This is a genomic window from Klebsiella sp. Q2, assembly GCF_009900705.1.
Taxonomy (GTDB): domain Bacteria; phylum Pseudomonadota; class Gammaproteobacteria; order Enterobacterales; family Enterobacteriaceae; genus Klebsiella; species Klebsiella quasipneumoniae.
This window is the reverse complement of sequence record NZ_JAAABE010000001.1, coordinates 298578-324769: the sequence shown is the minus strand read 5'-3', so window position 1 is coordinate 324769 and position 26192 is coordinate 298578. Positions and strand designations below refer to the sequence as shown.

Below are 26192 nucleotides of genomic sequence, written 5' to 3'. Positions count from 1 at the left end.
GTAAATATCCTTTTCAAAACAATGCAAAATGAGATCGAGAATATTAATGATAACAATTATCATTACAATGTAACGAGATGAATCTCCATAAAATCCTCACAATTACCGCAACTTTTTATGCAGTTGAGAGAAATCGTGAAGAGAGCCTACACAGTGTGGCTGGGAAGCTGTCAGCGTATGCGCTGAGGTTGTGTGGTTGCATGGAATGTTTGCCAGTGCAGTAAGAATATAGAGGGCGAGCGCGGCGCGCGATGGCGCGCCGGCGGAGGGGTTAGTGGTGGTCGTCCTGCGGCATATGACGGTAGATGTAGATCCCGCTCAGCAAGGTAAAGACCAGCGTGAGGGCGGTTAAACCAAAGACCTTAAAGTTAACCCAGATATTCTGCGGCAGCCAGAAGGCGATATAGATATTGGCCAGCCCGCAGAGAATAAAGAACACCGCCCAGGCCAGGTTAAGTCGCGACCAGACCTGCTGCGGCAGGCTCAGCTCTTTACCCAGCATGCGCTGGATCAGCGGCTTTTTCATCACCCACTGGCTGAACAGCAGCGCGCCGGCGAACAGGGCATAGATCACCGTCACCTTCCATTTAATAAACTCATCATTATGGAAGAAGATGGTTAACCCGCCGAAGACGGCCACCAGCACGAAGGTGATCAGCGCCATTTTTTCCACTTTCCGGTAGCGCACCCAGCTGTAGATCAGCACGACGGCGGTCGCCACAATCAGCGCCGTGGTGGCGGCGTAGATATCGTAAAGCTTATAAAAGGCAAAGAAGACCACCAGCGGTAAAAAATCCAGAAACTGCTTCATACATCGATCCCGTCTTTCAGGACGGACCGGGGAAGGCCCCGGTCCTGGTTAAAATTAGCTGCGGATAAGCATATACACGCGGAATAAATAGATCAGCAACAGGGCGGAAATCAGATTGCTGATGGTATTAATCACCACTGCGCCGACGTTTGGCGTCAGGGCGGCAAAGCTGGAAGCAAACAGTAACAGCAGGGTTTTCGCCACCAGCCAACCGATAATAGCCGGCGCCACCAGCCGCAGATTGGCCCACGCCAGGCGCATGCTGCTGCGCATGGCGCCGAGGATGCCCATTTTGTCCTGTACCAGCATGATCGGCGCAAAGGCCAGCACGATGGCCAGCAGCACGCCGGGCACCAGCACTAACATCATCCCCATCTGCACCAGGAAAGTGGTGAAGAGGATCAGCAGCAGCAGCTTCGGCAGCACCGGCGCCGAGGCGCCGATGGCGCGCAGGGCGCTGACACGATGACCGGCAGAGACCAGCTGGATGAGCAGCAGGACGCCGCCGGCGAGGATCGCATTGCCCACCAGACCCGAGAAGGTTGATGCCGCCGAGGCGCGCAGCAGAACCTGCTGCTGCTCCGGCGTCATATTCTGCACCAGTTCGAACAGGCCTGCGCTACCGGCGAGGTTGTCGCCTTCGCTGAGTATCGACAGCTGCTCGTCGCTGGGTGAAAAGGCATGGCCAAGTACTACCGTAATGAACGCGCACAACAGCGCAATCAGCAGAATGGTAATGAACTGATTACGAAAAAAATTCCCGGTGTCACGGTAGACGGACTTCGCCGTGATAGACATGCATTCTCCTTGAGTGTCGCAGGTGTTAACTAGCCGGCGATTGTACCGCAAATCCTTCCGTCGTAGCACTCTCTGCGCCGGTCAGGGCAGGTATATCTTTGTAAAGAGGCCGCAATGGCGGCAGGCCATAGCGCGCTCGCGCCCGGTTGCAGGCGTCGTTTTCCTCGCCGTTTTCCCCGGACATGGCGAATTCGCGACATGGCGAAGGACGGTTTTCATAGATAGTGCAGTGGACGGCGTCGCCGATCTCGCCCGATAGCGCCGCACAGCGGCTCTGACGTTGATTAGTGCCGCTCATACAGCGCAGGAAGGGGGTCAGCGGCTCGGTCAGCGCGGCGGGCACCAGGCCGCCCGCGTCGTCGGCTTCCGCCCAGTAGAAAGAGACTCGAAAATACGCACAACAGGCACCGCACGTCATGCACGGGTTGATTTCACTCATAATTACACCTGAAAAAAACGCATCAACACAGATTGTCGGCAGTTAACTTATCCAGCCGCCTCAGCGGCGGCAAGAGGGGCAGAAATAATTTTTTTTGCGAAAAGTGAAAATTGATGTGCGAAGGATTTAGCGTATTGCGATCGGTATCAAAAATTAATCTGGATCAATAAATGTTAAATCTAAGGTTTTAGTGTGATCTAAAACAGATCAAACGTAACTCGTTATAGGTATATTTGGCCGCGCTGAAAAACCATAATGAGGAAGTGGATATGAAGAAGTTAGCAGCGGCGGCATTGATTCTAAGCACTCTTACTACCGGCAGCGTCTGGGCGCATGAAGCGGGTGAATTTTTCATTCGTGCCGGGACCGCCACCGTCCGACCGACGGAAGGCTCTGACAATGTGCTGGGCAGTCTGGGCAGTTTCAACGTCAGTAACAATACTCAGCTGGGTTTAACCTTTACCTATATGGCGACCGATAACATCGGTGTGGAACTGCTGGCGGCTACGCCGTTCCGCCATAAGGTTGGTACCGGGCCAACCGGCACCATCGCTACCGTCCATCAGTTGCCACCCACCCTGATGGCGCAGTGGTACTTTGGCGATGCGCAAAGCAAGGTGCGTCCGTACGTGGGGGCGGGGATTAACTACACCACCTTCTTTAATGAAGACTTTAACGATACCGGCAAGGCGGCCGGGCTTTCCGATCTGAGCCTGAAGGACTCCTGGGGCGCGGCAGGACAGGTCGGCCTCGATTACCTGATTAACCGTGACTGGCTGCTGAATATGTCGGTGTGGTACATGGATATCGACACCGATGTGAAATTCAAAGCCGGCGGTGTGGACCAGAAAGTCAGCACCCGCCTGGATCCGTGGGTGTTTATGTTCTCCGCAGGCTATCGGTTCTAACGCCTGCTGCAAACTGGCCAGCGGACGGCCAGTCTGTTGCCTCCTCACCCCTCCCTGCGATAAACCTTCGCCTGCGGATCACACTTCAGTCCACTGGCGCAGCAGGTTGTGATACATATTGAGCAGGGAGAGGACCTCTTCCCCGTCGCCTAAGCGGGTTTTGAGAGACTGGATCGTGCGGTCCAGGTCGTAGAGCATCGCGCGCTGCTTATCGTCGCGGACCATCGACTGGATCCACAGGAAAGAGGCCTGGCGAACCCCGCCGGTGACCGGGGTGACGCAGTGCAGGCTACTGGCGGGATAGAGCACCAGATGTCCGGCCGGGAGCTTCACCCGGTGCTGGCCATAGGTATCTTCAATCACCAGTTCGCCCCCTTCATAGCTTTCCGGCTCGCAGAGGAATAGCGTCGCCGAGAGGTCGGTCCGCATCCAGCCCGCATCCCCGTTCTGGCGCACCGCGCCATCGACATGAAAGCCGTAGGTCTCCCCCGGCCCGTAGCGATTAAACAACGGTGCGGAAATCGTCCGCGGCAGCGCGGCGGAAAAAAACTGCGGATGGCCGCGCAGCGCGTCGAGTACGGCGGCCTGAAGACGGGCGTACAGCGGCGTGCGGGTATCGATCTGCTGGTTTTGTTTGACGGTCGCCCCCTGGCTGCCGACGGTAACCCGCCCGTCAACCCATTCGGCCTGCGCCAGCAGGCGGCCATATTCAGCCACCTGGTCCGCCGTCAGCACGTCAGGAATGTGATACATCATTGCGGTGTTCTCTCAAAAAGATGGGGCGCGATGGCCCCACGTACAGACTCAGAAATGGACATTCGCCGTCAACATAAAGGTACGGGGTTCGCCCGGATGATAGCGATAGCCGCTCTTGTTGATGGAAGCCACGTAATCCGTATCAAACAGGTTGTACATATTGAGCTGCAGATCGAGATTGCTGTTGACCCGATAGCCCAGTTTGGCGTCGGCGACCCAATAGCCCTCGGTGTGATCCGGGGTACCCACCGCGCCATCGCTGCCCCGGCGCAGGCTTCCGACATAGCGCACACCGCCGCCGACGGACAGATCGCTGGTGGCCTGATACTGCGTCCACAGCGTAAAGGCATGTTTCGGGGTGTAGGCCAGCGCGGAAGAGCCATCCTGCGCCACATTCTGACCCTCTGTCACCGTGGCATGCTGCTGGGTGTAGCCGGCGATGATTGTCCAGTCCGGGGTCAGGTTCCCGGTTGCGGAGAGCTCATAGCCTTCCACGCGCTTTTTGCCGTACTGCGACCAGGTTCCGTCATCGTTGGCGGCCACTTCGTTTTCAATATCGGTGCGGAATAACGCCGCGCTAAGCAGCAGGCGCTTGTCGAGGATCTGCCACTTGGTGCCCAGTTCGCTGGATTTCGCCTTCTGCGGTTTAAAGTCGGTCCGGTTGGCGCTGTTGCCGCTACCGCTGGCTGCCAGCGCGAAGCTGCTGCCTCCCGGCGGTTGCTGCGAGATGGCATAGTTGACGTAGATATTGCCCTGCTCGGTTAAGCGATACAGCGCCCCGGCCTTCCAGTTAACCAGGTTACCGGATTTAGCGGTATCGACAGTGGTGACCGGGCTGCCGGTCGACTGTCCTGGCGGGCAGGCGACAGCCCCGCGTCCGCTGCCGCCGCAGGCGGTGGCGCTGTCATATTTGGTATGGTAACTGTCGAGACGCAGCCCACCGTTGACCTCAACCCGATCGGTCAGCGCCAGCGTATCAAAGGCATAGATACCGAAGGTATCGGTCTGGCCGTTGGCGTTCGCCCCGTTTCTGTCCAGCCCGCCAATCGACAGGCTGCTCACCGGATGATAGAGATTCACCGCCGGAGCGGTCAGGGCGTTGACGCCATAGTTAGTCTGGTTTTCCCGGGTAAACTCCACGCCGGCACTGACGTCATGGCCTATCGATCCGGTATTGAAGGTCGAAGTGATATTGGTCTGGTTGGTCAGAATGCGGTTGCTGACATCTTTGGTATTAACCAGACGTGACCAGCTCCAGGTATTGACGTCATTGATGTCGGGGGCGGTGATATTGCTCGCGCCGCCCATCACCGCGGTCAGGAGATACTCCTGCTTCACACGCGACCAGCGGGTGGTATTGCGCACGGTGGTATTGTCCGTCAGATCGTGTTCAAAGCGCAGGGTGCCGCTGTCGGTGGTGGATTTATCGTAATCGGAGTCGGTGCCATAGAAATTGCTGGTATCGACCTTACCGGCGGAATTGAGGGCGGCATACTTCGGCGAAGGCGCCGAATAGCCCGGCAGGCCGACGGTGGGGATCCCGCCATCCGGGGTGTTATTCTGCCGGACGTGGAGATAGTTCAGATACAGACGGGTGGGCGTATCGAGGCCGAAGGCCAGGGACGGGGCAATGCCGTAGCGCTCGTTCTCAATCTTATCCCGGCCGGCGTCGTGGGTTTTTTCGCCCATCAGGTTGAGGCGAAACGCGGCGTTGTCGCCGAAGGCCTGGTTAAGGTCAAGGGTACCCCGACGCGACCAGGCGCTGCCGATGCTGGCGGATCCGTCGATCCCGGAGTCAAGGCGCGGCTGCTTGCTGATCATATTGATCGAGCCGGAAGGGGCGCTGCGGCCATAGTCCGTGCCGGCGGGCCCCTTGATGACTTCCACCTGCTGGGTATTGAAGGTATCCCGCGTCACGCTGCCGATATCGCGAATGCCGTCGACATAAATACTGTTGGAGGTGTCCACGCCGCGCATAAAGATGGCGTCCCCGGTGGTTGAGCTGCCATTCTCCCCGGCGTAAAACGCCCCGACGCCGGGGACGTTTTTGAGGGCGTCAGTCAGGTTGGTGACGCCCTGATCTTTAATGACCTGTTCGGGGATCACGGTGATGGTGCGAGTGGTATCCACCAGTGGTTTATTGAACTTGGGATCGGCGGAAGTTCCGGGAGAATAAAGCGAAGGCGGAGCGGCTTCCACCACCAGCGTCTCTTCATTATTTTTGACTGATTTTTCCGCTGCCATGCCGGTTGCCGGCGCGGCCCCCAGACACAGACCTGTAAACAATGCCAATGAGTTGAAACTGCCAAACGGCAGAGAAGCGTTTTTTTCCATGATAAATGCAGGCTTATTTTTTGTTATTAGCACATATCACGCCGCGCAAAAGCGACGTTATTCGTCGTCTGGCTTGCGCTGACCCGGCGTGATTCTATAAATGATAAAAAGAATAGTTATCATTCGCCTTAATATTTACACAGAAAAGTTGACGTTTAAACTGATTTCTTCACCACCGTTTACAAATTTCATAAATTTTGAACAAAAAAGGCGGGTGACCTCGGTAAAGGCGGCAGGGCAACGCGGAATATAGCGCGGTGACCTTGGATAACAGACGCCGGGCGGGCGCCGAAGGGCGCCCTGAGGCTGGCGTCCCGGCGGGCTTACCAGGGCACCGTGCGGCCGTGGCCATCCAGATACTCCAGTCCCGGGCGCCGCCCGCCGTTTCGGCCTTAGCACTTCGGCGATGATCCGAACGTTAACTCGCTTGCGGCACGTGACCGGCGATCCCTTGCTGGTGCGGGCCGGACGCAAAATGGTGTTCACCCCGCATGCGCAGCGGATCCGCAGCAAAACGCACAGTGTGCTGAGCGATATGCGCGCGGTGCTCAATCCCGTTTACCGCCGCGGCGGCGATAGATGCAGAGCGCTATGTCGCCTGGGGACATGTTATCGTTTCCCGGCATGGGATCGTATATGGGCTGGTGGATGACCAGCTGGCAGAGCGGGGCGGGGGCTGTACCGGCGCATCGCCGCCGTCGTGCCGGGCTTCAGCGCCGCGCTGGGGCTGGTGCCGGCCTCCTGCGTGCGTCATCCTTCGCCGCAGGGGATAGTAAGTTTTCCGCTGCCGGTCAGCACCGGGGTGATTACGGTGTGGCAGGCGTGGCGTCCGCGCCTGGAGCAGGCCCCGGCCACCGCTGGCTGTGGCAGCGGGTGCGAGAGGTGTGTCGCGAGTAAAAAAAAGCCCGCACAAGTGCGGGCAAAAATACTGGAAGCAATGTGAGCAATGTCGTACTGAATACCTGAGTTATCTACTCAACTATTCAGTGATGAGAAAGATAATATTTCTCATTTAAGATATCAACCCCATCTTTTGTGCGGAAGCGATTTTTTATCCGAGGGTGAAAACCGTACGCTTCTGGCTGTCGTCCTGCGGCCAGGCCGCCGCGATCTCCTGCAGCGGCCGCGGGGTGGTGGCGATGGTCAATTTCCCCGGCACCGCCGCCTGCAGCATTTCGCCGGTCGCCGCCAGCAGCTGCGGCATCGTCAGGCTACCGATCCCGCTACCCATCAGCAGGAGCGGGGCGGAACGCAGAACCGCGCCATTTAACGCGATATCGGCGCCAGCCAGGGACCCCACTTGCACATAGCGCACCGGCCTGCCGGCCGGGGTATATTTGGCCAGGGCCGGCAATAATAATTCCGCGCTGTGTCCCCACAGATAATCGATGACCACATCGATCTGCGCGGCGCTGACCGCTGAAAACTGTGCAGTTAACGTCTTATCATCCGCAGTTAACTGAATACATTCATCGGCGCCGATCGCCGCCAGCGACTGCGCATTGCGTCCGGCCGCAATGATTTTTTTTGCGCCCAGGTAGCGGGCAATCTGCACCGCCAGCTGACCGGCGCTGCCGGTGGCGCCGTTAATCAGCACCGTTTCGCCGGCCTGAAGCTGGGCGCGAGTCACCAGAGACGCCCACGCGGACATGCCGGGGTTGGCCATCGCCGCCGCCGGGATATCATCGAGCTCATCCGGCAGCGGCAGGCAATTCTGCAGGGCGACCGGCGCCCGCTGCGCCATACTGCCGAAGGGGGCAGTGGGGAAGGCGAAGTAGACGCGCTGGCCCTGGGATGTAGTGCCGACACCATCGATACCGGGTACAAAAGGCAGATTGCCGTCGAAGCTGTAATGGCGTCCTGATGCCCGGGCCTTGACCACATGGCTCATCGCGGCGGCGCGGACGTCAATAAGCGTCTGGCCGGGCGCGGGCTGCGGCTCGATGAAATCGGCCCAAACCGGGCCTCCTGCGAGATCAAAAACCACACCTGCTTTCATAAATTATCTCCTGTCGGGAATTATGTGTAAAATACACATATTGTTTTGCAGCACTATACGCGGAAAATTAATACATGCAAGATGCACATAATAGCTACGACATTACCGACTTTCACGGCGCGCTGCTGGATATCATCAGCGTGATGAACCAGCCGGTGCGCGACGAGCAGATCCTCCAGGCAGCTGGCGTCAAGCTGGAACAGATGCTGTTTCCGCTTCTGGTGGCGGTAGGGCGCTATGGCCCGGTGGGGGTGGTTGAGCTGGCGGATCATTTAGGGCGCGATTACACCACCGTCAGTCGTCAGGTGAAGAAACTGGAAGCCCAGGGGCTTGCCGGTAAGCAACCGAACCGTCATGACCGACGGATCAGCGAAGTGACGCTTAGCGCCAGGGGACAACAGATGATCGACAGGATCGCCGTCGCGCGGCGGCGGTTAATGAATCAGGTGCTGGCGCAGTGGCCGGAAGATGAAGTGCAGGCGCTGTTTCGCTTAACGCGCAAATACGCCGACAGTTTGCAGAAATCATCGCCGCCTGGCGCGATGCCAGGCGGCTGACGGTCAGGCGGTTTTGGTCGCCGCCTTCAGGCTCTGGACGAAGGCTTTCAGCTCGTCGAGCATGGTTTGCGGCTCATCAAGATGACGTTCGATGATTTTGACGATGGCGGAACCGGAGATCGCCCCGGCGGCCCCGGCGTCAATGGCGGCGCTCACCTGCTCCGGCGCGGAGATGCCAAAGCCCTGCAGCGGCGGCGCAGCGTGATATTCCGCCAGCTTCTCCACCAGATGGTGCAGCGGCAGCGCAGCGCGATTTTCCGCACCCGTCACCCCGGCGCGCGACAGCAGATAGGTGTAGCCGCGGCCATAAGAGGCGATCTGGCGCAGTAAATCGTCATCCGCGTTGGGCGGGCAAATGAAAATTGGCGCGATGTTATGGCGCATCGCCGCCTGGCGGAACGGGGCGGACTCTTCCACCGGCACGTCGGCTACCAGCACCGAGTCGACGCCGACGCGGGCGCACTGGGCATAGAACTCATCGATACCCGGGCTGAAGACGAGGTTGGCGTACATCAGCAGGCCGATTGGGATCGTTGGATGCTTCTGGCGGATCGCCGCCAGCATCTCAAAGCACTGCGCCGGGGTTACCCCCGCGGCGAAGGCGCGCAGGGCCGCGCCCTGGATGGTTGGGCCGTCCGCCAGCGGGTCGGAGAAGGGGATCCCCAGCTCAAGGGCATCGGCGCCGCCTTCGATCAGCGCATCGATAATTTTCAGCGACTGCTCCGGTCCCGGATCGCCAAGGGTGACAAAGGGGACGAAAGCGCCTTCCTGGCGGTTTTTCAGTTGGGCAAACAGCGTCTCATAGCGTTCCATCAGATTTCCCCTCGCGCTTTCAGGATGTCGTGTACGGTGAAAATGTCTTTATCGCCGCGGCCGGAGAGGTTAACCACCAGCAGCTGCTCTTTTTCCGGGTTCTCGCGCATCATTTTCAGCGCATGGGCCAGAGCGTGAGAGGACTCCAGCGCCGGGATGATCCCTTCGTGGCGGGAGAGCGCTTTAAACGCATCCAGCGCTTCGTCATCGGTGATCGACACATAGTCGGCGCGCCCGGTGCTGTTCAGAAACGCGTGCTGCGGCCCAACGGACGGGAAGTCCAGCCCGGCGGAAATGGAGTAAGATTCCTCGATCTGGCCGTCGGCGGTTTGCATCATCGGCGACTTCATCCCGAAGTAGATCCCCACACGACCATGCTTCAGCGGCGCGCCGTGCTCCCCGCTTTCGATACCGTGCCCGGCAGGCTCGACGCCGATCAGGCCGACGCGGGTTTCCTCGATAAAATCAGCGAACATGCCGATGGCGTTTGACCCGCCGCCGACGCAGGCGATCACCGCGTCCGGCAGACGGCCCTCTTTTTCGAGGATCTGCGCTTTGGTCTCTTCGCCGATCATGCGCTGGAATTCACGTACGATGGTCGGGAACGGGTGCGGACCGGCGGCGGTGCCCAGCATATAGTGCGCCTTCTCGTAGCTACCGGACCAGTCGCGCAGCGCCTCGTTACAGGCATCTTTCAGCGTGGCGGAGCCGCTGTGCACCGGGATCACCTCGGCGCCCATCAGGCGCATACGGAAGACGTTCGGCGACTGGCGCTCGACGTCCTTGGCGCCCATGTAGATACGGCATTTCAGACCGAGCAGGGCGCTGGCCAGCGCTGAGGCGACGCCGTGCTGACCGGCGCCGGTCTCGGCGATAATTTCGGTTTTGCCCATCCGTTTGGCCAGCAGAGCCTGGCCCAGCACCTGGTTGGTTTTGTGCGCGCCGCCGTGCAGCAGATCTTCGCGTTTCAGGTACAGGGTAGTGCGGGTCCCTTCGGTCAGGTTCCGGCATTTGGTCAGGGCCGTCGGACGACCGGCGTAGTTTTTCAGCAGGTCGGTGAATTCCGCCTGAAAGGCCGGGTCCTTCTGCGCGCTGACAAAGGCCTCTTCCAGCTGGCGCAGGGCGGGCATCAGGATCTGCGGCACATACATGCCGCCGAATTCGCCGAAGTAGGGGTTCAGTAAAGTGCTCATTATTGCTCCTTAATATGCGCGCAGCGTCTGGAATACGGAGGCCAGCTTGCTGGCGTCTTTAATCCCGGGTTGCGACTCTACGCCTGAATTGAAATCGAGTCCGGCACAGCCGCTTTTGGCCGCTTCCACACAGTTATCGGCGCCGAGGCCGCCAGCCAGCATAACGTTACGCAGGTCCTGGCCCTGCAGCAGGCTCCAGTCAAAACGCTGGCCGCTGCCGCCCTGGCCGTTGTCGAGCAGATACTTATCGACATGGCGGAGTGTACGGGACGGCAAGGTTTCGCCAACGCTCAGCGCTTTCCAGATGCGGACGCTATCCGCGAGGGCGTCGCGCAGCGCGTCGATATAGGCCTGGTCTTCATCACCGTGCAGCTGTACGGCGGCCAGCTCCAGGGCCTGGGCGCGGGCGACCACCTCATCCAGCGGCGCATTGCGGAAGACGCCGACGTACTGCAGCGGCGCGGCGGCGATCACCGCTTTAGCCTGGGCGTCATTTACCGCCCGCGGCGAGGTCGGGACGAAGATCAGCCCACCGTAGATGGCGCCAGACTCCCAGGCCACCTGCGCATCCTGCGGGCGCGTCAGGCCGCACACTTTGTTCTCGCCGAGCAGCACGCGCTTGACCGCCGCTTCCAGATCCGCCTGCTCCATCAGGGCGGAGCCGATCAGGAAGCCATTGGCGAAGTGGCTCAGCTCACGCACTTCGGCATAGGTATGGATGCCGGATTCGCTGATCACCGTGACATCCGGGCCGAGACGCGCCGCCAGCTGACGGGTGCGGTTGAGGTCAATCGACATATCGCGCAGGTCGCGGTTGTTGATGCCCACCACCTTCGCCTTCAGGGCGATGGCGCGCTCCAGCTCCTCATCATTGCTGACTTCTGTGAGCACGCCCATATTCAGGCTGTGAGCCACCGCCGAGAGCTGACGATACTGTTCATCGTCGAGCACCGACAGCATCAGCAGGCAGGCGTCGGCCTGATAGTAGCGCGCCAGGTAGATCTGGTAAGGGTCGATGGTGAAGTCCTTACACAGGATCGGCTGCGGCGCGACCTTGCTGACGATCGGCAGAAAATCGAAGCTGCCCTGGAAATATTTCTCATCACACAGCACCGAGATCGCCGAGGCGTAGTGTTTGTAGATGCTGGCGATCGCCGCCGGATCGAAATCTTCGCGAATCAACCCCTTCGACGGCGAAGCCTTTTTGCACTCGAGAATAAACGCGGTGCGGGTGCCGGCCAGCGCGTCATAGAAATTGCGCTGCGTCGGGACGACCTCATTCTGAAAACTGGCTAACGGTTGTTGTTGTTTGCGGGCTTCCACCCAAATCGCTTTGTCGGCAACGATTTTTCCTAAAACGGTCTGCATTCTTTACCCTCTTGCCGCTAAGGCGGTCACTCTGTCATAGGCCGCGCCGCTGTGCAGCACATCCAGTACCTGCTGAGCGTTAGCTTTCAGATCTTCATGCCCGTGTAAACGCATCAACATGGCGACGTTGGCGGCGACGGCGGCTTCGTGAGCGGCTTCACCTTTACCTTGTAGCAAGCGCGTCAGAATGTCACGGTTTTCTTCCGGCGTGCCGCCCGCCAGCTGCGCCTGATGGTAAGGCGTCAGGCCGAAATCGTCGGCGGTCAGCTGATAGCTTTTAATTTCCCCGTTATGCAGCTCGGCGACCACCGTGGGCGCATGCAGCGAGACTTCATCCATCCCGCCGCTGTGCACCACGGCAGCGCGCTGATAACCGAGTACGCGCAAGGTTTCCGCAATCGGCAACACCAGTTCCGGGCTGTAGACGCCAATCAGCGCCAGCGGCGGATGCGCCGGGTTGATCAGCGGCCCCAGCACGTTAAACAGGGTACGGGTCTTCAGCTGCTGACGGACCGGCATCGCGTGGCGGAAACCGGTGTGGTACTTCGGCGCGAACAGGAAGCAGACGCCCAGCTCATCGAGCGCCGCGCGGGATTTATCGGCGTTCATATCGAGATTAATGCCGAAGGCCGCCAGCAGGTCAGAAGAGCCTGATTTACTGGAAACGCTGCGGTTGCCGTGCTTCGCCACTTTCAATCCACAGGCAGCGGCGACAAACGCGCTGGCGGTGGAGATATTAATGCTGTTGCTGCCGTCGCCACCGGTGCCGACGATGTCGGCAAACAGGTAGTCCGGGCGCGGGAACGGCGCGGCGTTTTCCAGCAGCGCGGTGGCGGCGCCGGCAATTTCCTGCGGCTGCTCGCCGCGCACTTTCATACTGACCAGCGCGGCGGCCAGCTGTTCAGGCTTCACTTCGCCGCGCACGACGGCGGAGAACAGCTGGTGGCTCTCCTGCTGGCTCAGGGTTTCCGCCTGGTACAGCTTCTCAAGGATCGGCTGGAGGGTGTTGGTATGCTCCAGCTTCTGCAGCGCCCAGGCCAGGGTCTGCTCCAGCAGTCGCGCGCCCTGGGTGGTGAGGATCGATTCCGGGTGGAACTGGAAGCCGCACACCCGATCCGCATCGTGACGCACCGCCATCACCATGCCGTTGAAATTGGCGTTAATCGTCAGGCCGGCGGGAATATTGCTGCCGACCAGCGAGTGGTAGCGCGCCACCGGCAGCGGGTTAGCCAGACCGGCAAACATCGCCTGGCCGTCGTGCTCAATGCTGGAGGCTTTGCCGTGAAGGATCTCGCCCGCCTGGCCGACATAGCCGCCGTAGGCTTCGACAATGGCCTGGTGGCCGAGGCAGATGCCGATGATCGGCAGCTTGCCCCGCATGCGGGTCAGCAATTCCGGCATGCAGCCGGCTTCGCTTGGCGTACCCGGGCCAGGGGAGAGCATCAGCACCGGATTGTCCATGGTGCCCAGACGCTCAATCAGCGCCTGCGCCGGAACGGAGTTACGGTAAATCACCACGTTATGGCCGTTGGCGCGCAGCTGGTCTGCCAGGTTATAGGTGAAAGAATCGATATTATCGAGCAGCAGAATGTCAGCCATCAGAAAATCTCCTTCGCGTGATGGGCCTGGGCAATGGCGCGCAGCACCGCGCGGGCTTTATTTCGGGTCTCATCCGCTTCCGACTGGGGAACCGAGTCGAGCACAATGCCGGCTCCGGCCTGGACGGTAGCGATACCCTCCTGCACGTAGGCGGAACGGATGACGATGCAGGTGTCGAGGTCGCCGTGGGCAGTGAAATAGCCCACCGCGCCGCCGTAGCTGCCGCGTCGTTTACCTTCGGCGGCGGCAATCAGCTGCATGGCGCGAACCTTCGGCGCGCCGCTGAGAGTGCCCATGTTCATGCAGGCGCGGTAAGCGTGCAGCACATCGAGATCCTGACGCAGTTCACCCACCACCCGGGAGACCAGATGCATCACGAAGGAGTAACGGTCAACCTTGGTTAAATCGGCGACATAGCGGCTGCCCGGGGTACAGATGCGGGCCAGATCGTTGCGCGCCAGGTCCACCAGCATCAGGTGCTCGGAAAGCTCTTTGTGATCGGTACGCATTTCCAGTTCGATACGGCTGTCGAGATCGCGATCCAGCGAACCGTCGGCGCGGCGGCCGCGCGGCCGGGTGCCGGCGATGGGGTAGATCTCAATCTGACGGCTGACGGCATCGTACTTCAGCGAGCTTTCCGGCGAGGCGCCGAACAGGGTGAAATCGTTGTCCTGCATAAAGAACATATACGGGCTGGGGTTGCTCTTCTTCAGCACATCATACGCGGCCAGCGGCGACGGGCAGGGCAGCGAGAAGCGGCGGGAAGGGACCACCTGGAAGATTTCCCCGGCGCGGATCGCGCGCTGCATTTTGCGCACCACCGCGCCGTACTCTTCATCGCTCTGGTCAACGTCGCAGCGCATTTCGGCCACGGTAGTGACCGGCAGCGGCGCCGGCGGCTCGTTCAGCTGCTGGCGCAGCTGGCTCAGGCGCTGCTCCAGGCGCTGTTTTTCACTCTCCAGCGGCGTGAACAGGCTCGCCTGGATGCGGGTATGCTTGGTCTGATGGTCGATGACCAGCAGGGTCTCCGCCAGATAGAAGCAGTAGTCCGGGCAGGCGGTGTCGCTCTGCAGGGGCGGCAGATCTTCAAAGCCGGCCACCAGGTCATAGGCGAACAGGCCGCCGAAGAACATCGCTTCACGCTCGTTGGCCGGGACGGTCACCAGCTCCTGCAGGAGACGGAAGGCGTCAAACACTGACAGCGAGCAGAGGCGGGCGTCTTCATCGAGCAGGGAACTGACTGCCGGGAAGGTCAGGATCCGGCCGTTGGGCTGGCGCTGATTGGCGATCCCGGAGGGCAGCGCGCCGTCCAGCAGCTCCAGCAGCGCGGCGCCGTTGGCGGAGAGGGCCTGAATGGTGACAGTGTCACCAAGAGCGGTGATGCGCAGCGCGCTGTCCACCAGCAGCAGGCTTTTTAAGTCATCTTTGCTGTCGATGTCAGCCGATTCCAGCAGCAGCGTGGCCGGACGGGCGCCGCACAGTTGGTGGAATAACGCCGTCGGGTTCTCCCGGTAGATGGCGTCGCTGGTGAGAAGCTCGAGTGCCGGTTTGGATGTTTGCATTATTGTTCTCGCCTGTTCGTATTATTTTTGTCCAATAAAAAGCCCGCTCATTGGCGGGCCGGGTATCTGTATGCTGAATGCAAAACGCGATCACGCCGCCCGTTATCAGGAGGTGCGCCACCAGCTGTGCAGAGTGATAAAGTGCATTTTCATCGTGATACCCCTTCATGTGAACTTGCGTACTAGTTAACTAGTTCAATGGAATAAAGTCAACCCTTGTTTGCAGATTTTCTCTGCCTGTCGGTATGATAATGCGCTTATTTACGTTGATGTCCAGCAGGAGTCCTTTTGAGCGACAGCCAATACGCAGTGATTTACGATCTGCACAGCCATACCACCGCCTCTGACGGGCGGCTGACTCCGCAGGAACTGGTCCATCGCGCCCATGAAATGCGCGTAGGCACGCTGGCGATCACCGACCATGACAGCGTGGCGGCGATCCCCGCGGCCCGGGAGGAGATCGCCCGCGCCGGATTACCCTTGACCCTGGTGAACGGCGTCGAGATTTCCACCCTCTGGGAAAATCACGAGATTCATATTGTGGGTCTCAATATTGATATTGCGCACCCTGCGATGACCGCCCTGCTGGAGGAGCAGAAAGCGCGGCGCCAGCAGCGCGGCCAGATGATTGCCGAGCGTCTGGAGAAGGCGCGCATCCCCGGCGCCTGGGAAGGGGCGCTGCGGCTGGCGGACGGTGGCGCCGTCACCCGCGGCCATTTTGCCCGTTTTCTGGTGGAGGCCGGCCACGCGAAGAACATGGCGGAGGTCTTCAAAAAATACCTTGCCCGCGGGAAAACCGGTTACGTGCCGCCGCAGTGGTGTACAATAAAACAAGCAATTGATGTCATTCATCATTCTGGCGGTAAGGCGGTGATAGCCCATCCCGGGCGTTACGATCTTTCCGCCAAGTGGCTTAAGCGGCTGTTGGCCCACTTCAGCGAGCAGGGCGGTGATGCCATGGAAGTGGCCCAGTGCCAGCAGGCGCCCCATGAACGCGCCCAGCTGGCCGCCCTGGCCGTGCAGTTTGGTCTTCTGGCGTCGCAGGGTTCCGATTTCCATCAGCCCTGCGCGTGGATCGAACTTGGCCGTAAGCTCTGGCTCCCTGCCGGCGTGGAAGGCGTCTGGCACAGCTGGGAAGCGGCCGCCGAATAAAAATTGAGAGGGAAGTATGAGCCAGTTTTTTTATATCCATCCGGATAACCCGCAGGCGCGGTTGATTAACCAGGCGGTGGAGATTGTGCGTAAGGGCGGGGTGATCGTTTATCCTACCGACTCCGGCTACGCGCTGGGCTGCAAAATTGAAGACAAGGGGGCGATGGAGCGGATCTGCCGCATTCGTCAGCTGCCGGACGGCCACAACTTTACCCTGATGTGCCGCGATCTGTCCGAGCTGTCAACCTACGCTTTTGTGGATAATGTGGCGTTTCGCCTGATGAAAAACAACACGCCGGGCAACTATACCTTTATCCTTAAGGGGACCAAAGAGGTGCCGCGTCGGCTGCTGCAGGAGAAGCGTAAAACCATTGGTATGCGCGTCCCGTCCAACCCCATCGCTCAGGCGTTGCTTGAGACCTTAGGCGAACCGATGCTCTCTACCTCGCTGATGCTGCCCGGCAGCGACTTTACCGAATCCGACCCGGAAGAGATCAAAGATCGTCTGGAGAAAGTCGTGGACCTCATTATCCACGGTGGTTTCCTGGGGCAGCAGCCGACCACGGTTATCGACCTGACGGAAGATACCCCGGTGGTGCTGCGCGAAGGCGTGGGCGACGTGAGGCCGTTTCTCTGACACTACCTGCCGGGCGGTGCCTCATGCGCCGCCTGGTACCCTCTCTTTTCTCCCCGACGGCACGACCATCATCCACAGCGCCACGCAGACCAGCAGCGCGCCGAGAATTAACCCACTCTCCACAATCTCTCCAAGAAAAAGATAGCCCCACAGCACCGCAAAAGGCGGGATCAAAAAGGTCACGGACAGTGAACGCAGCGGTCCAATATCAGCGATCAGGCGGAAATAGAGGATATACCCTGCCGCCGTGCAGACGACACCCAGCATAAGCATTGCCATCCACGGCAGGCCCTGACCCCAGTCCACAGCCAGCCCATGCCCGCAGGACCAGAGAAAGAAGGGGCATAAAAACAGCGTGGCGCCGATTTGGCTGCCCAACGCGACGCGCTCCGCTTCGAGGCCGCCGCGCTGTTGGATCCAGCGGCGGGTCAGAAAGCCGGCCAGGCCATAGCAGGCGGTGGCGGTCAGACAGGCGCCGACGCCCGGCAGCAGCTGGGCGGCGCCGAGGCCGGTAGTCGGGCGCGCGATCACCGCCACGCCAATAGCGCCCAGCGCCGCGCCAGCGCCTTTGCGCAGGGTCAGCGGTTCCGCAAAGCAGAGTGCGCCAATCAGCACCCCCATCATCGGCGCCGTGGCGTTGAGCGTGGCGGAGTACCCTGCCGGTAGCCATTGCGCGGCAAGGCAGTACATCAGAAAAGGGAGGCCGGAATTGATGACCCCCAGCTTCAGAGTGGCGATGAATTTACCCTCATACCCGCCCCATTTTCCGCGCGCGCCGGCCAGCAACCCTAAAGCGACGGCGGCGAACAGCACGCGCAGAAAGGCGCTGTTTACCGCGCCGAAAGCCGGGGTGGTGATGCGCATAAACAGAAAGCTGGCACCCCAGAGGGCGGCAAGCAGCAGCAGGCGACCACAGTCGATAACACGCATGATTGACTCCTTGTGAACGGTAAGGAAGCTAACTGTAGAGCTCTCGTGCAATGGCCGACAAACGCGTTATGCTTACATGATTAAGTTTTTCTTAACTGAGGTTCCATAGCCATGAAACTCCCGCCGCTGAATGCGTTGCGCTGTTTTGAGGCGGCGGCGCGGCTGCTCAGCCTGAAGCTGGCCGCCAGTGAACTTTGCGTCACACCCAGCGCTGTCAGCCAGCAGATTGCCCGCCTGGAGGAGGCGCTGAATGTCCCGCTATTTATCCGTACCCCCCGACGGTTACAGTTAACGGAGGTGGGGGAGATCTACCTCCGGGCCGTGCAGCCCGCGTTTCATCAGATAGCTGCCGCCACCCGGCGTCTGCAGGTGCCCCCGGGGCCGGAAAAAGTGACTGTCAGTTGTACCAGCGGCTTTGCTATTCAATGGCTGCTGCCGCGGCTGGCTGATTTTGAACGGCGCTATCCACAGATAGAGATCCTGATCGGCACCACCAACCGGCGAGTGGATTTGCTGAGCGAAGAGATCGATTTTGCCGTGCGGCATGGCGTCGGGGGCTGGCCGGAACTGCAGGCTTATCGTCTGCTGGATGACGATCTGATGCCGGTCTGTAGTCCGCAGCTGATTGCTCCGCACCAGACCCTCGCCGATGCCAGCGATCTGCTAGAGTATCCGCTGCTGCACGATGAACATCGTGAGGACTGGGCGCTGTGGTGCGAGGCCGTGGGGCTGGAAGCGCACCGCGCGCGCCGTGGCCCGGTGTTCACTGATTGCAACGGCGTAACGGAGGCGGCATTAGCCGGTATGGGGATGGCTTTACTGCGACGTTCATTCATAGCGCCTGCGCTGACGCAGGGGCGGCTGGTGAATCCTCTGGCGCAGCCCATCGCCTGTCCGCTGGCCTATCATCTGGTTTACCACGAGACCGCGCTGCTGGCCCCTGCCAACCGCTGTTTTCGTGACTGGCTGCTCGCCCAGCGCTCTGCCGTCGCGCAAGAGCAGGCGTAGCGCAGGGAGGCGCTCTCTGTCCGACTAAGACCAACACAGGTGAGGGTAGACAGGAGAATAAGGAAAATCTGTTCCATACTAAAGGCGCGGTGTGGCGAACAGAAGCTTTCCCGGCGAAGTTAGTGTAGTATGTTCGGCCACGAATACGGGCTCGCGGCGAATGTTTTGCGCATGCCGGCGAGACTTTACGTAAAAAGTATATACGTAACAATGAGTTGCTGATACAGGCCTCATTGTTTCATAAAGCATACCAGACGCCTGGGAAGGCGACACCTTAAGGAAGCTCAATGAGCGAGAAACTGCAAAAAGTGCTGGCCCGCGCCGGCCACGGCTCCCGCCGTGAAATTGAAGCGAAAATCGAAGCTGGCCGCGTCAGCGTCGACGGCAAAATCGCCACCCTCGGCGACCGTGTGGAAATCGTCCCCGGTTTAAAAATTCGTATCGATGGCCATCTGATCTCGGTGAAAGAGTCCGCCGAGCAGATCTGCCGCGTGCTGGCGTACTACAAGCCGGAAGGCGAACTGTGCACCCGTAACGATCCGGAAGGGCGCCCGACGGTGTTCGATCGTCTGCCTAAACTGCGCGGCGCGCGCTGGATTGCCGTTGGTCGTCTGGACGTCAACACCTGTGGCCTGTTGCTGTTCACCACCGACGGCGAACTGGCAAACCGCCTGATGCACCCGAGCCGTGAAGTCGAGCGTGAGTACGCCGTTCGCGTTTTCGGCCAGGTAGATGAAGATAAGCTGCGCCAGCTGTCGCGCGGCGTACAGTTAGAAGATGGCCCGGCGGCGTTTAAAACCATCAAATTCACCGGCGGCGAAGGGATTAACCAGTGGTACAACGTCACCCTGACCGAAGGGCGTAACCGCGAAGTGCGTCGTCTGTGGGAAGCGGTCGGCGTGCAGGTCAGCCGCCTGATCCGCGTACGCTATGGCGATATTCTGCTGCCGAAAGGCCTGCCGCGCGGCGGCTATACCGAGCTGGACCTGGCGCAGACCAACTATCTGCGCGAACTGGTGGAACTTACTCCGGAAACCAGCTCCAAGGTCGCCGTTGAAAAAGATCGTCGCCGGTTGAAAGCCAATCAGATCCGCCGGGCGGTGAAGCGTCACAGCCAGACCAGCGCTAACCCGCGCCAGGGTAATAACAGCAACCGCCGTTCCAGTACCCGCAATAAGACCAACGGTTAATGTTGCGCGTTCCGGTGGTTTTGCGCCGGAACGCGGACTTCCTTTCGCCGTATCCGGTCCTCAGTAGTCAATCCCCATCTGCGCTTTAATGCCGGCATCAAAGGCATGTTTCACCGGGCGCAGCTCGCTGACGGTATCCGCCATTTCAATAATATCGCGATGACAGCCGCGGCCGGTGATGATCACCGACTGGTGGGCAGGACGCTCACGCAGAGCGCTCAGCACCGCCTCCAGCGGCAGGTAATCGTAGGCCACCATATAGGTCAGCTCGTCCAGCAGCACCAGATCGAGCTGGTCGTCGGCAAGCATACGGCGGGCATGTTCCCAAACCGCCAGACAGGCGGCGGTGTCGCTGTCGCGGTCCTGAGTGTTCCAGGTAAAGCCTGTCGCCATCACCTGAAATTCGACGCCGTGGGGCTCCAGCAGATTACGCTCGCCGTTAGGCCAGGTCCCCTTGATAAACTGGATCACGCCGACTTTTTTGCCGTGGCCGACGGCGCGGGTCGCGGTGCCAAAGGCGGCGGTAGTTTTTCCTTTGCCGTTGCCGGTAAAGACCATCACAATGCCGCGCTCGTCCTGGGCCGCCGCCACCCGGGCATCCACTTTATCTTTCAGCCGCTGCTGGCGTTCGCGGTAGCGTTCATCACTCATTGGGCAATTCCTGGTTTACGCCCCGGTTGGGCGTCGAAGGTCATTCCCGTCTTGCGACGACTGTCGTCGCCCATCAGCCACAGATAGACGGGCATAATGTCAGCGGGGGTTTTCAGTTTCAGCGGATCTTCCGTCGGGAACGCGCTGGCGCGCATGCCGGTGCGGGTGCCGCCGGGGTTGATACAGTTCACCCGCAGGTGGCGGCTTTGGTACTCGTCGGCCAGCACCTGCATCATCCCTTCGGTGGCGAATTTGGAGACGGCATAGGCGCCCCAGTTGGCGCGACCCTGACGACCGACGCTGGATGAGGTAAAGACCAGCGAACCAGATTCGGAACGGAGTAATAAAGGAAGAAGCGCCTGGGTCAGCATAAAGGTGCCATTGACGTTCACCTGCATCACCTGCTGCCAGACCTCCGGTTTCTGTTCATCCATCGGGCAGATGTCGCCGAGCAAGCCAGCATTGTGCAGCACGCCGTCAAGGCGGGGATAGTGGATGCTGATCTGCTGCGCCAGCTGCTGGCAAGCCTGCGGCGTGCAGGTGAGCAGGTCGAGAGTAAACCAGCGGGGAGGAATACCGCCCTCACGCTCAATCTCCTCGGCGACGGCGCGCAGTTTGTCGTCGTTGCGACCCAGCAGGATAACGCTGGCGCTGTAGCGGGCGTAGGTCAGGGCCGCTTCACGACCAATTCCATCGCTGGCCCCGGTGACCAGAATGATGCGATCTTTCAGCAAGTGGCGTTGCGGTTGATAATGCACGGCGACTCCTTTGGCGATCGGCTCTCGATCGCGCTTCATCTTTGGTATCTCACTTTTGCGCTGTTATGCCTGAAAGCGCCCGCCATTGCAATCGGCGAAGCGGAAAGTATTCACAAAATTAATATCTTGCAACGATTTCAGCCTCGCCTAAAAAAACGGAATCCGCTGCGCAGAGGACACAAAGCACAAAGACTTCTCGCCAGGGGCTGATGTACACTGTGAAGCAACGTCAGTGCTTTACACAAGGTGAAAACGTGGAATTACTTGCTCAATATGGCTTATTTTTAGCCAAGATCGCGACCGTTGTCGTCGCTATCGCGGTGATTGCCGCTATTATCGTCAACCTGGCCCAGCGCAAGAAACAGCGCGGCGAGCTGCGGGTAACGAATCTTAGCGAGCATTATAAAGAGATGAAGGAATCGCTGGCGGTGGCCCTGCTGGATGGCCCGCAGCAGAAGCAGTGGCATAAGTCGCAGAAGAAAAAGCAAAAAAAAGAGGCGAAGGCGGCGAAAGCGCGGGCGAAGCTGGGTAATATCGAGCCGGAAGGCAAGCCGCGCGCCTGGGTGCTGGATTTCAAAGGCAGTATGGATGCTCATGAAGTCACCAGCCTGCGGGAAGAGATCACCGCGGTGCTGGCGGCGGCGAAAGCGCGCGATCAGGTGGTGATTCGTCTGGAAAGCCCCGGCGGGGTGGTGCACGGCTACGGGCTTGCAGCCTCGCAGCTACAGCGCTTGCGCGACAAACAGATCCCGCTGACGGTGGCGGTCGACAAAGTGGCGGCCAGCGGCGGCTATATGATGGCCTGCGTGGCGAACAAAATTGTCTCGGCGCCGTTTGCGATCCTCGGCTCTATTGGCGTGGTGGCGCAGATCCCAAACCTGCACCGTTTCCTGAAGAACAAAGATATTGATATCGAACTGCATACCGCCGGACAGTACAAACGAACGCTCACGATGCTGGGTGAAAACACTGAAGAAGGACGGCGCAAGTTTCGTGAAGACCTTAATGAGACGCACCATTTGTTCAAGGATTTCGTCCAGCGGATGCGCCCGGGCCTTGATATTGAGCAGGTGGCCACTGGCGAGCACTGGTACGGGGTACAGGCGCTGGAAAAAGGGCTGGTGGATGCGGTTGAAACCAGTGATGAGCTGCTGCTGGGACTCATGGAGAGCCACGAGGTGATCGGAGTGCGTTATCAACAGCGTAAGAAAATGCTCGACCGCTTCACCGGTAGCGCGGCGGAGAGCGCCGATCGACTGCTGCTGCGCTGGTGGCAGCGCGGACAGAAGCCGCTGATATAGATGATAAAACGCGAGGCTCTGCCTCGCGTTCTCATTTAGGGCGGTCTTAATCTCCGCCGGTCTTAATCGACCAGGTGATATTTGTCCGACAGCTCATGGGCGAGGTACTTAAACATATTAAATACCGCTGTACTCTTCGGCGTCGGCAGACCCTGCTCATCAAGATAAAACTCACCGCTAAACACCAGGACATTGTTGCGCTGAACGACGTCGGTAGCTTCGATACCGGCTAACGTATCCTCATGTTCGCGAATAAGTTTGTTGGCTTTTTCGAGCAGCGTCTGGCGATCGATTGGTTGGGTTGTACCTTGCATAACGGACTCCTCTTTTTCTCCACGCGTAGTTTACGCCGCGCGGCGGCACGGGGCAAATTTTCCATGGACAAAACAAGGGTAATCGTAACCAGTGGAGAAACAGCCGTTTACTGGCGTGATTCGCTTTTGCATGCTAATAAAGTTGCGTAACGAATTTTATCAGGTACAGTGTGACGCTTTCGGCGATCTGGCAACAGATTTGCTTGACATTCGGCCAAAAATTCTTCGTGCTATGTCACCTGACGAAAAAAGGTCAGTAAACTCAAGCGCCTGGTTTTACGGAGATGAAACAGGTGTTCTGGGTTGATATTCACCGACGGTGCCGCAACATATGAGGCAGTCGCCAGTGGAGGGTGTATGAATGTGCGATGTATTCCTGGATGAATCAAATTAGGTAAAGGTGAATATGGGTAAAGCTCTCGTTATCGTTGAGTCCCCGGCAAAAGCCAAAACGATCAATAAGTATCTGGGTAATGACTACGTGGTGAAATCCAGCGTCGGTCATATCCGCGATTTGCCGACCAGTGGATCAGCTTCCAAAAAGAGCACCGACTCTACCGCCACCAAAGGGGCTAAAAAGCCTAAAAAGGACGAACGTGGTGCTCTGGTTAACCGCATGGGCGTGGACCCATGGCATGACTGGAATGCGCACTATGAAGTACTTCCGGGTAAAGAAAAGGTAGTTTCAGAACTCAAACAGTTGGCGGAAAAAGCTGACCACATCTATCTCGCAACCGACCTTGACCGCGAAGGGGAAGCCATTGCCTGGCACCTGCGGGAAGTTATCGGCGGCGATGAACAGCGTTACAGCCGCGTGGTGTTCAATGAGATCACCAAAAACGCCATTCGTCAGGCTTTCGAAAAGCCGGGCGAACTGAATATCGATCGGGTTAACGCCCAGCAGGCGCGTCGCTTTATGGACCGCGTGGTGGGTTATATGGTTTCGCCGCTGCTGTGGAAAAAAATCGCCCGTGGTCTTTCTGCCGGGCGCGTACAGTCCGTCGCGGTCCGCCTGGTGGTGGAGCGTGAGCGTGAAATCAAAGCATTCGTCCCGGAAGAGTACTGGGAAGTTGATGCCAGCACCACCACGCCGGGCGGCGACGCGCTGCCGCTGCAGGTGACCCATAAGGACGATAAGCCGTTCCGTCCGGTCAGCCGCGATGAGACCATGGCGGCGGTATCGCTACTGGAAAAAGCCAGCTACAGCGTACTGGAGCGGGAAGACAAGCCGACCAGCAGCAAGCCGGGCGCGCCGTTCATCACCTCCACCCTGCAGCAGGCGGCCAGCACCCGTCTCGGCTTCGGCGTGAAAAAGACCATGATGATGGCTCAGCGCCTCTATGAGGCGGGGCACATCACCTATATGCGTACCGACTCCACCAACCTGAGTCAGGATGCGCTGAACATGGTTCGCGGCTACATCAGCGACAAGTTTGGTAAAAAATATCTGCCGGAAAGCGCGAATCAGTACGCCAGCAAAGAAAACTCACAAGAAGCACACGAAGCGATTCGTCCGTCTGATGTGAACGTGCTGGCGGAAACGCTGAAAGATATGGAAGCGGATGCGCAGAAGCTGTATCAGCTGATCTGGCGCCAGTTTGTCGCCTGTCAGATGACGCCGGCGCAGTACGACTCCACGACGCTGACCGTGGCGGCGGGCGATTACAAACTGAAAGCGCGCGGTCGTACCTTACGCTTTGACGGCTGGACCAAAGTGATGCCGGCCCTGCGCAAGGGCGATGAGGACCGGACTCTGCCGCTGGTCAAACAGGGCGACCAGCTGAGCCTGGTCGAGCTGACGCCTGCCCAGCACTTTACCAAACCGCCGGCTCGCTTCAGCGAAGCCTCGCTGGTTAAAGAGCTGGAAAAACGCGGTATCGGTCGTCCGTCCACCTATGCCTCGATTATCTCCACCATTCAGGATCGTGGTTACGTGCGAGTGGAAAACCGTCGTTTCTACGCGGAGAAAATGGGCGAGATCGTCACCGACCGACTGGAAGAGAACTTCCGCGATTTAATGAACTACGACTTCACCGCGCAGATGGAAGATCGTCTCGATCAGGTGGCTAACCACCAGGCCGAGTGGAAAGAAGTGCTGAACCACTTCTTTGGCGATTTTACCGCCCAGCTGGAGACGGCGGAGAAAGATCCGGAAGAGGGCGGCATGCAGCCGAACCCGATGGTGCTCACCAGTATCGACTGTCCAACCTGCGGCCGTAAAATGGGCATCCGTACCGCCAGCACCGGCGTTTTCCTCGGCTGTTCGGGCTATCCCCTGTCGCCGAAAGAGCGCTGCAAAACCACCATTAACCTGGTGCCGGAAAACGAAGTCCTCAACGTGCTGGAAGGCGATGACGCCGAAACTAACGCGCTGCGCGCCAAACGCCGCTGCCAGAAGTGCGGTACGGCGATGGACAGCTACCTTATCGATCCCAAGCGTAAACTGCACGTCTGCGGTAACAACCCGACCTGCGATGGCTATGAGATTGAAGAGGGCGAGTTCCGCATCAAGGGCTATGACGGTCCGGTAGTGGAGTGCGAGAAGTGCGGCTCCGAGATGCACCTGAAGATGGGGCGTTTTGGGAAGTACATGGCTTGTACCAACGACGAGTGTAAGAATACGCGTAAGATCCTGCGCAATGGCGAAGTGGCGCCGCCGAAGGAAGATCCGGTGCCGCTCCCGGAGCTGCCGTGCGAGAAGTCTGACGCCTATTTCGTGCTGCGTGACGGGGCCGCGGGCGTCTTCCTGGCGGCAAACACCTTCCCGAAATCACGGGAAACGCGTGCGCCGCTGGTGGAAGAGCTGTACCGCTTCCGCGACCGTCTGCCGGAAAAACTGCGTTATCTCGCCGATGCGCCGCATCAGGATCCGGAAGGCAATAAAACGCTGGTGCGCTTTAGCCGTAAAACGAAGCAGCAGTATGTGGCGTCCGAAAAAGAGGGCAAAGCGACCGGCTGGTCAGCCTTCTTTATCGACGGCAAATGGACGGAAGCTAAAAAGTAACTGACCATTATCAGGCAGGAAAAGGGCGCTTTTCCTGCTCTGGCGGCCGGCAGGGGCCATGGATGCCTCTGCCGTGTCGTTTTCCTTTCTCTCCGCGCTTTCCGCCCCCT

Annotated in this window: 23 protein-coding genes, 1 pseudogene and 1 other annotated feature; of the genes and pseudogenes, 9 read left to right on the top strand and 15 right to left on the bottom strand. The window is 59.2% G+C overall.

Annotated elements, in window-relative coordinates; translation table 11 throughout:
- Positions 1 to 271: 271 nt before the first annotated feature.
- The 3 genes from GT756_RS01720 to GT756_RS01710 are packed head-to-tail and all read right to left on the bottom strand — an operon-like array spanning position 272 to position 2048.
- Positions 272 to 811, bottom strand: coding sequence for a septation protein A (locus tag GT756_RS01720; protein WP_002901631.1), 540 nt, complete (start codon positions 809 to 811; stop codon positions 272 to 274).
- Positions 812 to 865: 54 nt separating this feature from the next.
- Positions 866 to 1609: a YciC family protein gene (locus GT756_RS01715; protein WP_109938877.1), complete on the bottom strand. Its 744-nt coding sequence runs from the start codon at positions 1607 to 1609 to the stop codon at positions 866 to 868.
- A 25-nt stretch (positions 1610 to 1634) separates the two neighbouring features.
- Complete coding sequence (locus GT756_RS01710) at positions 1635 to 2048, bottom strand: YkgJ family cysteine cluster protein (RefSeq protein WP_004203847.1); 414 nt, start codon at positions 2046 to 2048, stop codon at positions 1635 to 1637.
- Positions 2049 to 2317: 269 nt separating this feature from the next.
- Here GT756_RS01710 and ompW point away from each other — a divergent pair, with 269 nt between their 5' ends.
- Positions 2318 to 2956: an outer membrane protein OmpW gene (gene ompW / locus GT756_RS01705; protein WP_004203849.1), complete on the top strand. Its 639-nt coding sequence runs from the start codon at positions 2318 to 2320 to the stop codon at positions 2954 to 2956.
- A 78-nt stretch (positions 2957 to 3034) separates the two neighbouring features.
- On the opposite strand, the gene ybiX is transcribed toward ompW, so the two are convergent.
- Both ybiX and GT756_RS01695 read right to left on the bottom strand, forming a co-directional pair.
- Positions 3035 to 3712 carry a PKHD-type hydroxylase YbiX gene (gene ybiX, locus GT756_RS01700; RefSeq protein ID WP_004203850.1) on the bottom strand — a complete coding sequence of 226 codons (678 nt, stop codon included), beginning with the start codon at positions 3710 to 3712 and terminating at the stop codon, positions 3035 to 3037.
- 48 nt (positions 3713 to 3760) lie between these two features.
- Positions 3761 to 6046, bottom strand: coding sequence for a catecholate siderophore receptor Fiu (locus GT756_RS01695; protein WP_160124529.1), 2286 nt, complete (start codon positions 6044 to 6046; stop codon positions 3761 to 3763).
- Positions 6047 to 6410: 364 nt separating this feature from the next.
- Here GT756_RS01695 and GT756_RS26025 point away from each other — a divergent pair.
- Positions 6411 to 6943, top strand: a pseudogene (locus tag GT756_RS26025) (LysR family transcriptional regulator); the annotation flags it as partial.
- A 154-nt stretch (positions 6944 to 7097) separates the two neighbouring features.
- Here GT756_RS26025 and GT756_RS01685 read toward each other — a convergent pair.
- The gene (locus GT756_RS01685; protein ID WP_160124528.1) at positions 7098 to 8045 is read right to left on the bottom strand and encodes a zinc-binding alcohol dehydrogenase family protein; all 948 of its coding nucleotides are present in this window, start codon (positions 8043 to 8045) and stop codon (positions 7098 to 7100) included.
- Positions 8046 to 8119: 74 nt separating this feature from the next.
- On the opposite strand from GT756_RS01685, the gene GT756_RS01680 reads away from it, so the two are divergent.
- Entirely contained in the window at positions 8120 to 8602 is a 483-nt protein-coding gene (locus tag GT756_RS01680) for a MarR family winged helix-turn-helix transcriptional regulator (RefSeq protein WP_048294549.1), read from the top strand.
- Between the two features lie 3 nt (positions 8603 to 8605).
- On the opposite strand, the gene trpA is transcribed toward GT756_RS01680, so the two are convergent.
- From trpA to GT756_RS01655, 5 genes are read right to left on the bottom strand one after another with little or no spacing between them, the layout of a single operon-like run.
- Positions 8606 to 9415 carry a tryptophan synthase subunit alpha gene (gene trpA, locus GT756_RS01675; protein ID WP_004203859.1) on the bottom strand — a complete coding sequence of 270 codons (810 nt, stop codon included), beginning with the start codon at positions 9413 to 9415 and terminating at the stop codon, positions 8606 to 8608.
- Positions 9415 to 10608 (bottom strand): tryptophan synthase subunit beta, encoded by a 1194-nt coding sequence (gene trpB / locus GT756_RS01670; protein WP_160124527.1) that lies wholly within the window; start codon positions 10606 to 10608, stop codon positions 9415 to 9417. Before trpB ends, trpA begins: the two co-directional genes overlap by 1 nt.
- A 9-nt stretch (positions 10609 to 10617) precedes the next feature.
- Positions 10618 to 11976, bottom strand: a complete 1359-nt coding sequence (trpCF, locus tag GT756_RS01665; protein WP_160124526.1) for a bifunctional indole-3-glycerol-phosphate synthase TrpC/phosphoribosylanthranilate isomerase TrpF — start codon at positions 11974 to 11976, stop codon at positions 10618 to 10620.
- A 3-nt stretch (positions 11977 to 11979) separates the two neighbouring features.
- The gene (trpD, locus tag GT756_RS01660) at positions 11980 to 13575 is read right to left on the bottom strand and encodes a bifunctional anthranilate synthase glutamate amidotransferase component TrpG/anthranilate phosphoribosyltransferase TrpD (protein ID WP_004148109.1); all 1596 of its coding nucleotides are present in this window, start codon (positions 13573 to 13575) and stop codon (positions 11980 to 11982) included.
- Positions 13575 to 15137 (bottom strand): anthranilate synthase component 1, encoded by a 1563-nt coding sequence (locus GT756_RS01655; RefSeq protein WP_004203864.1) that lies wholly within the window; start codon positions 15135 to 15137, stop codon positions 13575 to 13577. Before GT756_RS01655 ends, trpD begins: the two co-directional genes overlap by 1 nt.
- A 33-nt stretch (positions 15138 to 15170) precedes the next feature.
- Positions 15171 to 15266, bottom strand: a sequence feature (Trp leader region).
- A gap of 159 nt (positions 15267 to 15425) precedes the next feature.
- Between GT756_RS01655 and rnm the strand changes: the two genes are divergently transcribed.
- Both rnm and GT756_RS01645 read left to right on the top strand, forming a co-directional pair.
- A complete protein-coding gene (gene rnm, locus GT756_RS01650; RefSeq protein ID WP_023289327.1) occupies positions 15426 to 16289 on the top strand; it encodes an RNase AM in 864 nt (287 codons plus the stop codon).
- Between the two features lie 16 nt (positions 16290 to 16305).
- On the top strand, positions 16306 to 16926 hold the full coding sequence (locus tag GT756_RS01645; RefSeq protein ID WP_002901738.1) for an L-threonylcarbamoyladenylate synthase: 621 nt from the start codon (positions 16306 to 16308) through the stop codon (positions 16924 to 16926).
- Between the two features lie 21 nt (positions 16927 to 16947).
- Here GT756_RS01645 and GT756_RS01640 read toward each other — a convergent pair whose 3' ends face one another.
- Positions 16948 to 17856, bottom strand: coding sequence for a DMT family transporter (locus tag GT756_RS01640; RefSeq protein WP_004203867.1), 909 nt, complete (start codon positions 17854 to 17856; stop codon positions 16948 to 16950).
- A 111-nt stretch (positions 17857 to 17967) separates the two neighbouring features.
- Between GT756_RS01640 and gcvA the strand changes: the two genes are divergently transcribed.
- Positions 17968 to 18864, top strand: coding sequence for a transcriptional regulator GcvA (gene gcvA / locus GT756_RS01635; RefSeq protein ID WP_064177929.1), 897 nt, complete (start codon positions 17968 to 17970; stop codon positions 18862 to 18864).
- Positions 18865 to 19151: 287 nt separating this feature from the next.
- Positions 19152 to 20054 carry a 23S rRNA pseudouridine(2605) synthase RluB gene (gene rluB / locus GT756_RS01630; RefSeq protein ID WP_004203870.1) on the top strand — a complete coding sequence of 301 codons (903 nt, stop codon included), beginning with the start codon at positions 19152 to 19154 and terminating at the stop codon, positions 20052 to 20054.
- A gap of 60 nt (positions 20055 to 20114) precedes the next feature.
- Here the strand turns inward: rluB and cobO are convergent, their stop codons facing one another.
- Together cobO and GT756_RS01620 are read right to left on the bottom strand one after the other, a co-directional pair.
- Entirely contained in the window at positions 20115 to 20705 is a 591-nt protein-coding gene (gene cobO, locus GT756_RS01625; protein ID WP_004203871.1) for a cob(I)yrinic acid a,c-diamide adenosyltransferase, read from the bottom strand.
- The gene (locus GT756_RS01620) at positions 20702 to 21463 is read right to left on the bottom strand and encodes a YciK family oxidoreductase (protein ID WP_004203872.1); all 762 of its coding nucleotides are present in this window, start codon (positions 21461 to 21463) and stop codon (positions 20702 to 20704) included. Before GT756_RS01620 ends, cobO begins: the two co-directional genes overlap by 4 nt.
- Before the next feature lie 254 nt (positions 21464 to 21717).
- On the opposite strand from GT756_RS01620, the gene sohB reads away from it, so the two are divergent.
- Positions 21718 to 22764 (top strand): protease SohB, encoded by a 1047-nt coding sequence (sohB, locus tag GT756_RS01610; protein ID WP_160124525.1) that lies wholly within the window; start codon positions 21718 to 21720, stop codon positions 22762 to 22764.
- A gap of 62 nt (positions 22765 to 22826) precedes the next feature.
- Here the strand turns inward: sohB and GT756_RS01605 are convergent, their stop codons facing one another.
- On the bottom strand, positions 22827 to 23078 hold the full coding sequence (locus GT756_RS01605) for a YciN family protein (RefSeq protein WP_002901761.1): 252 nt from the start codon (positions 23076 to 23078) through the stop codon (positions 22827 to 22829).
- Positions 23079 to 23484: 406 nt separating this feature from the next.
- Between GT756_RS01605 and topA the strand changes: the two genes are divergently transcribed.
- Positions 23485 to 26082 carry a type I DNA topoisomerase gene (topA, locus tag GT756_RS01600; RefSeq protein WP_160124524.1) on the top strand — a complete coding sequence of 866 codons (2598 nt, stop codon included), beginning with the start codon at positions 23485 to 23487 and terminating at the stop codon, positions 26080 to 26082.
- The last annotated feature ends 110 nt before the right edge of the window (positions 26083 to 26192 follow it).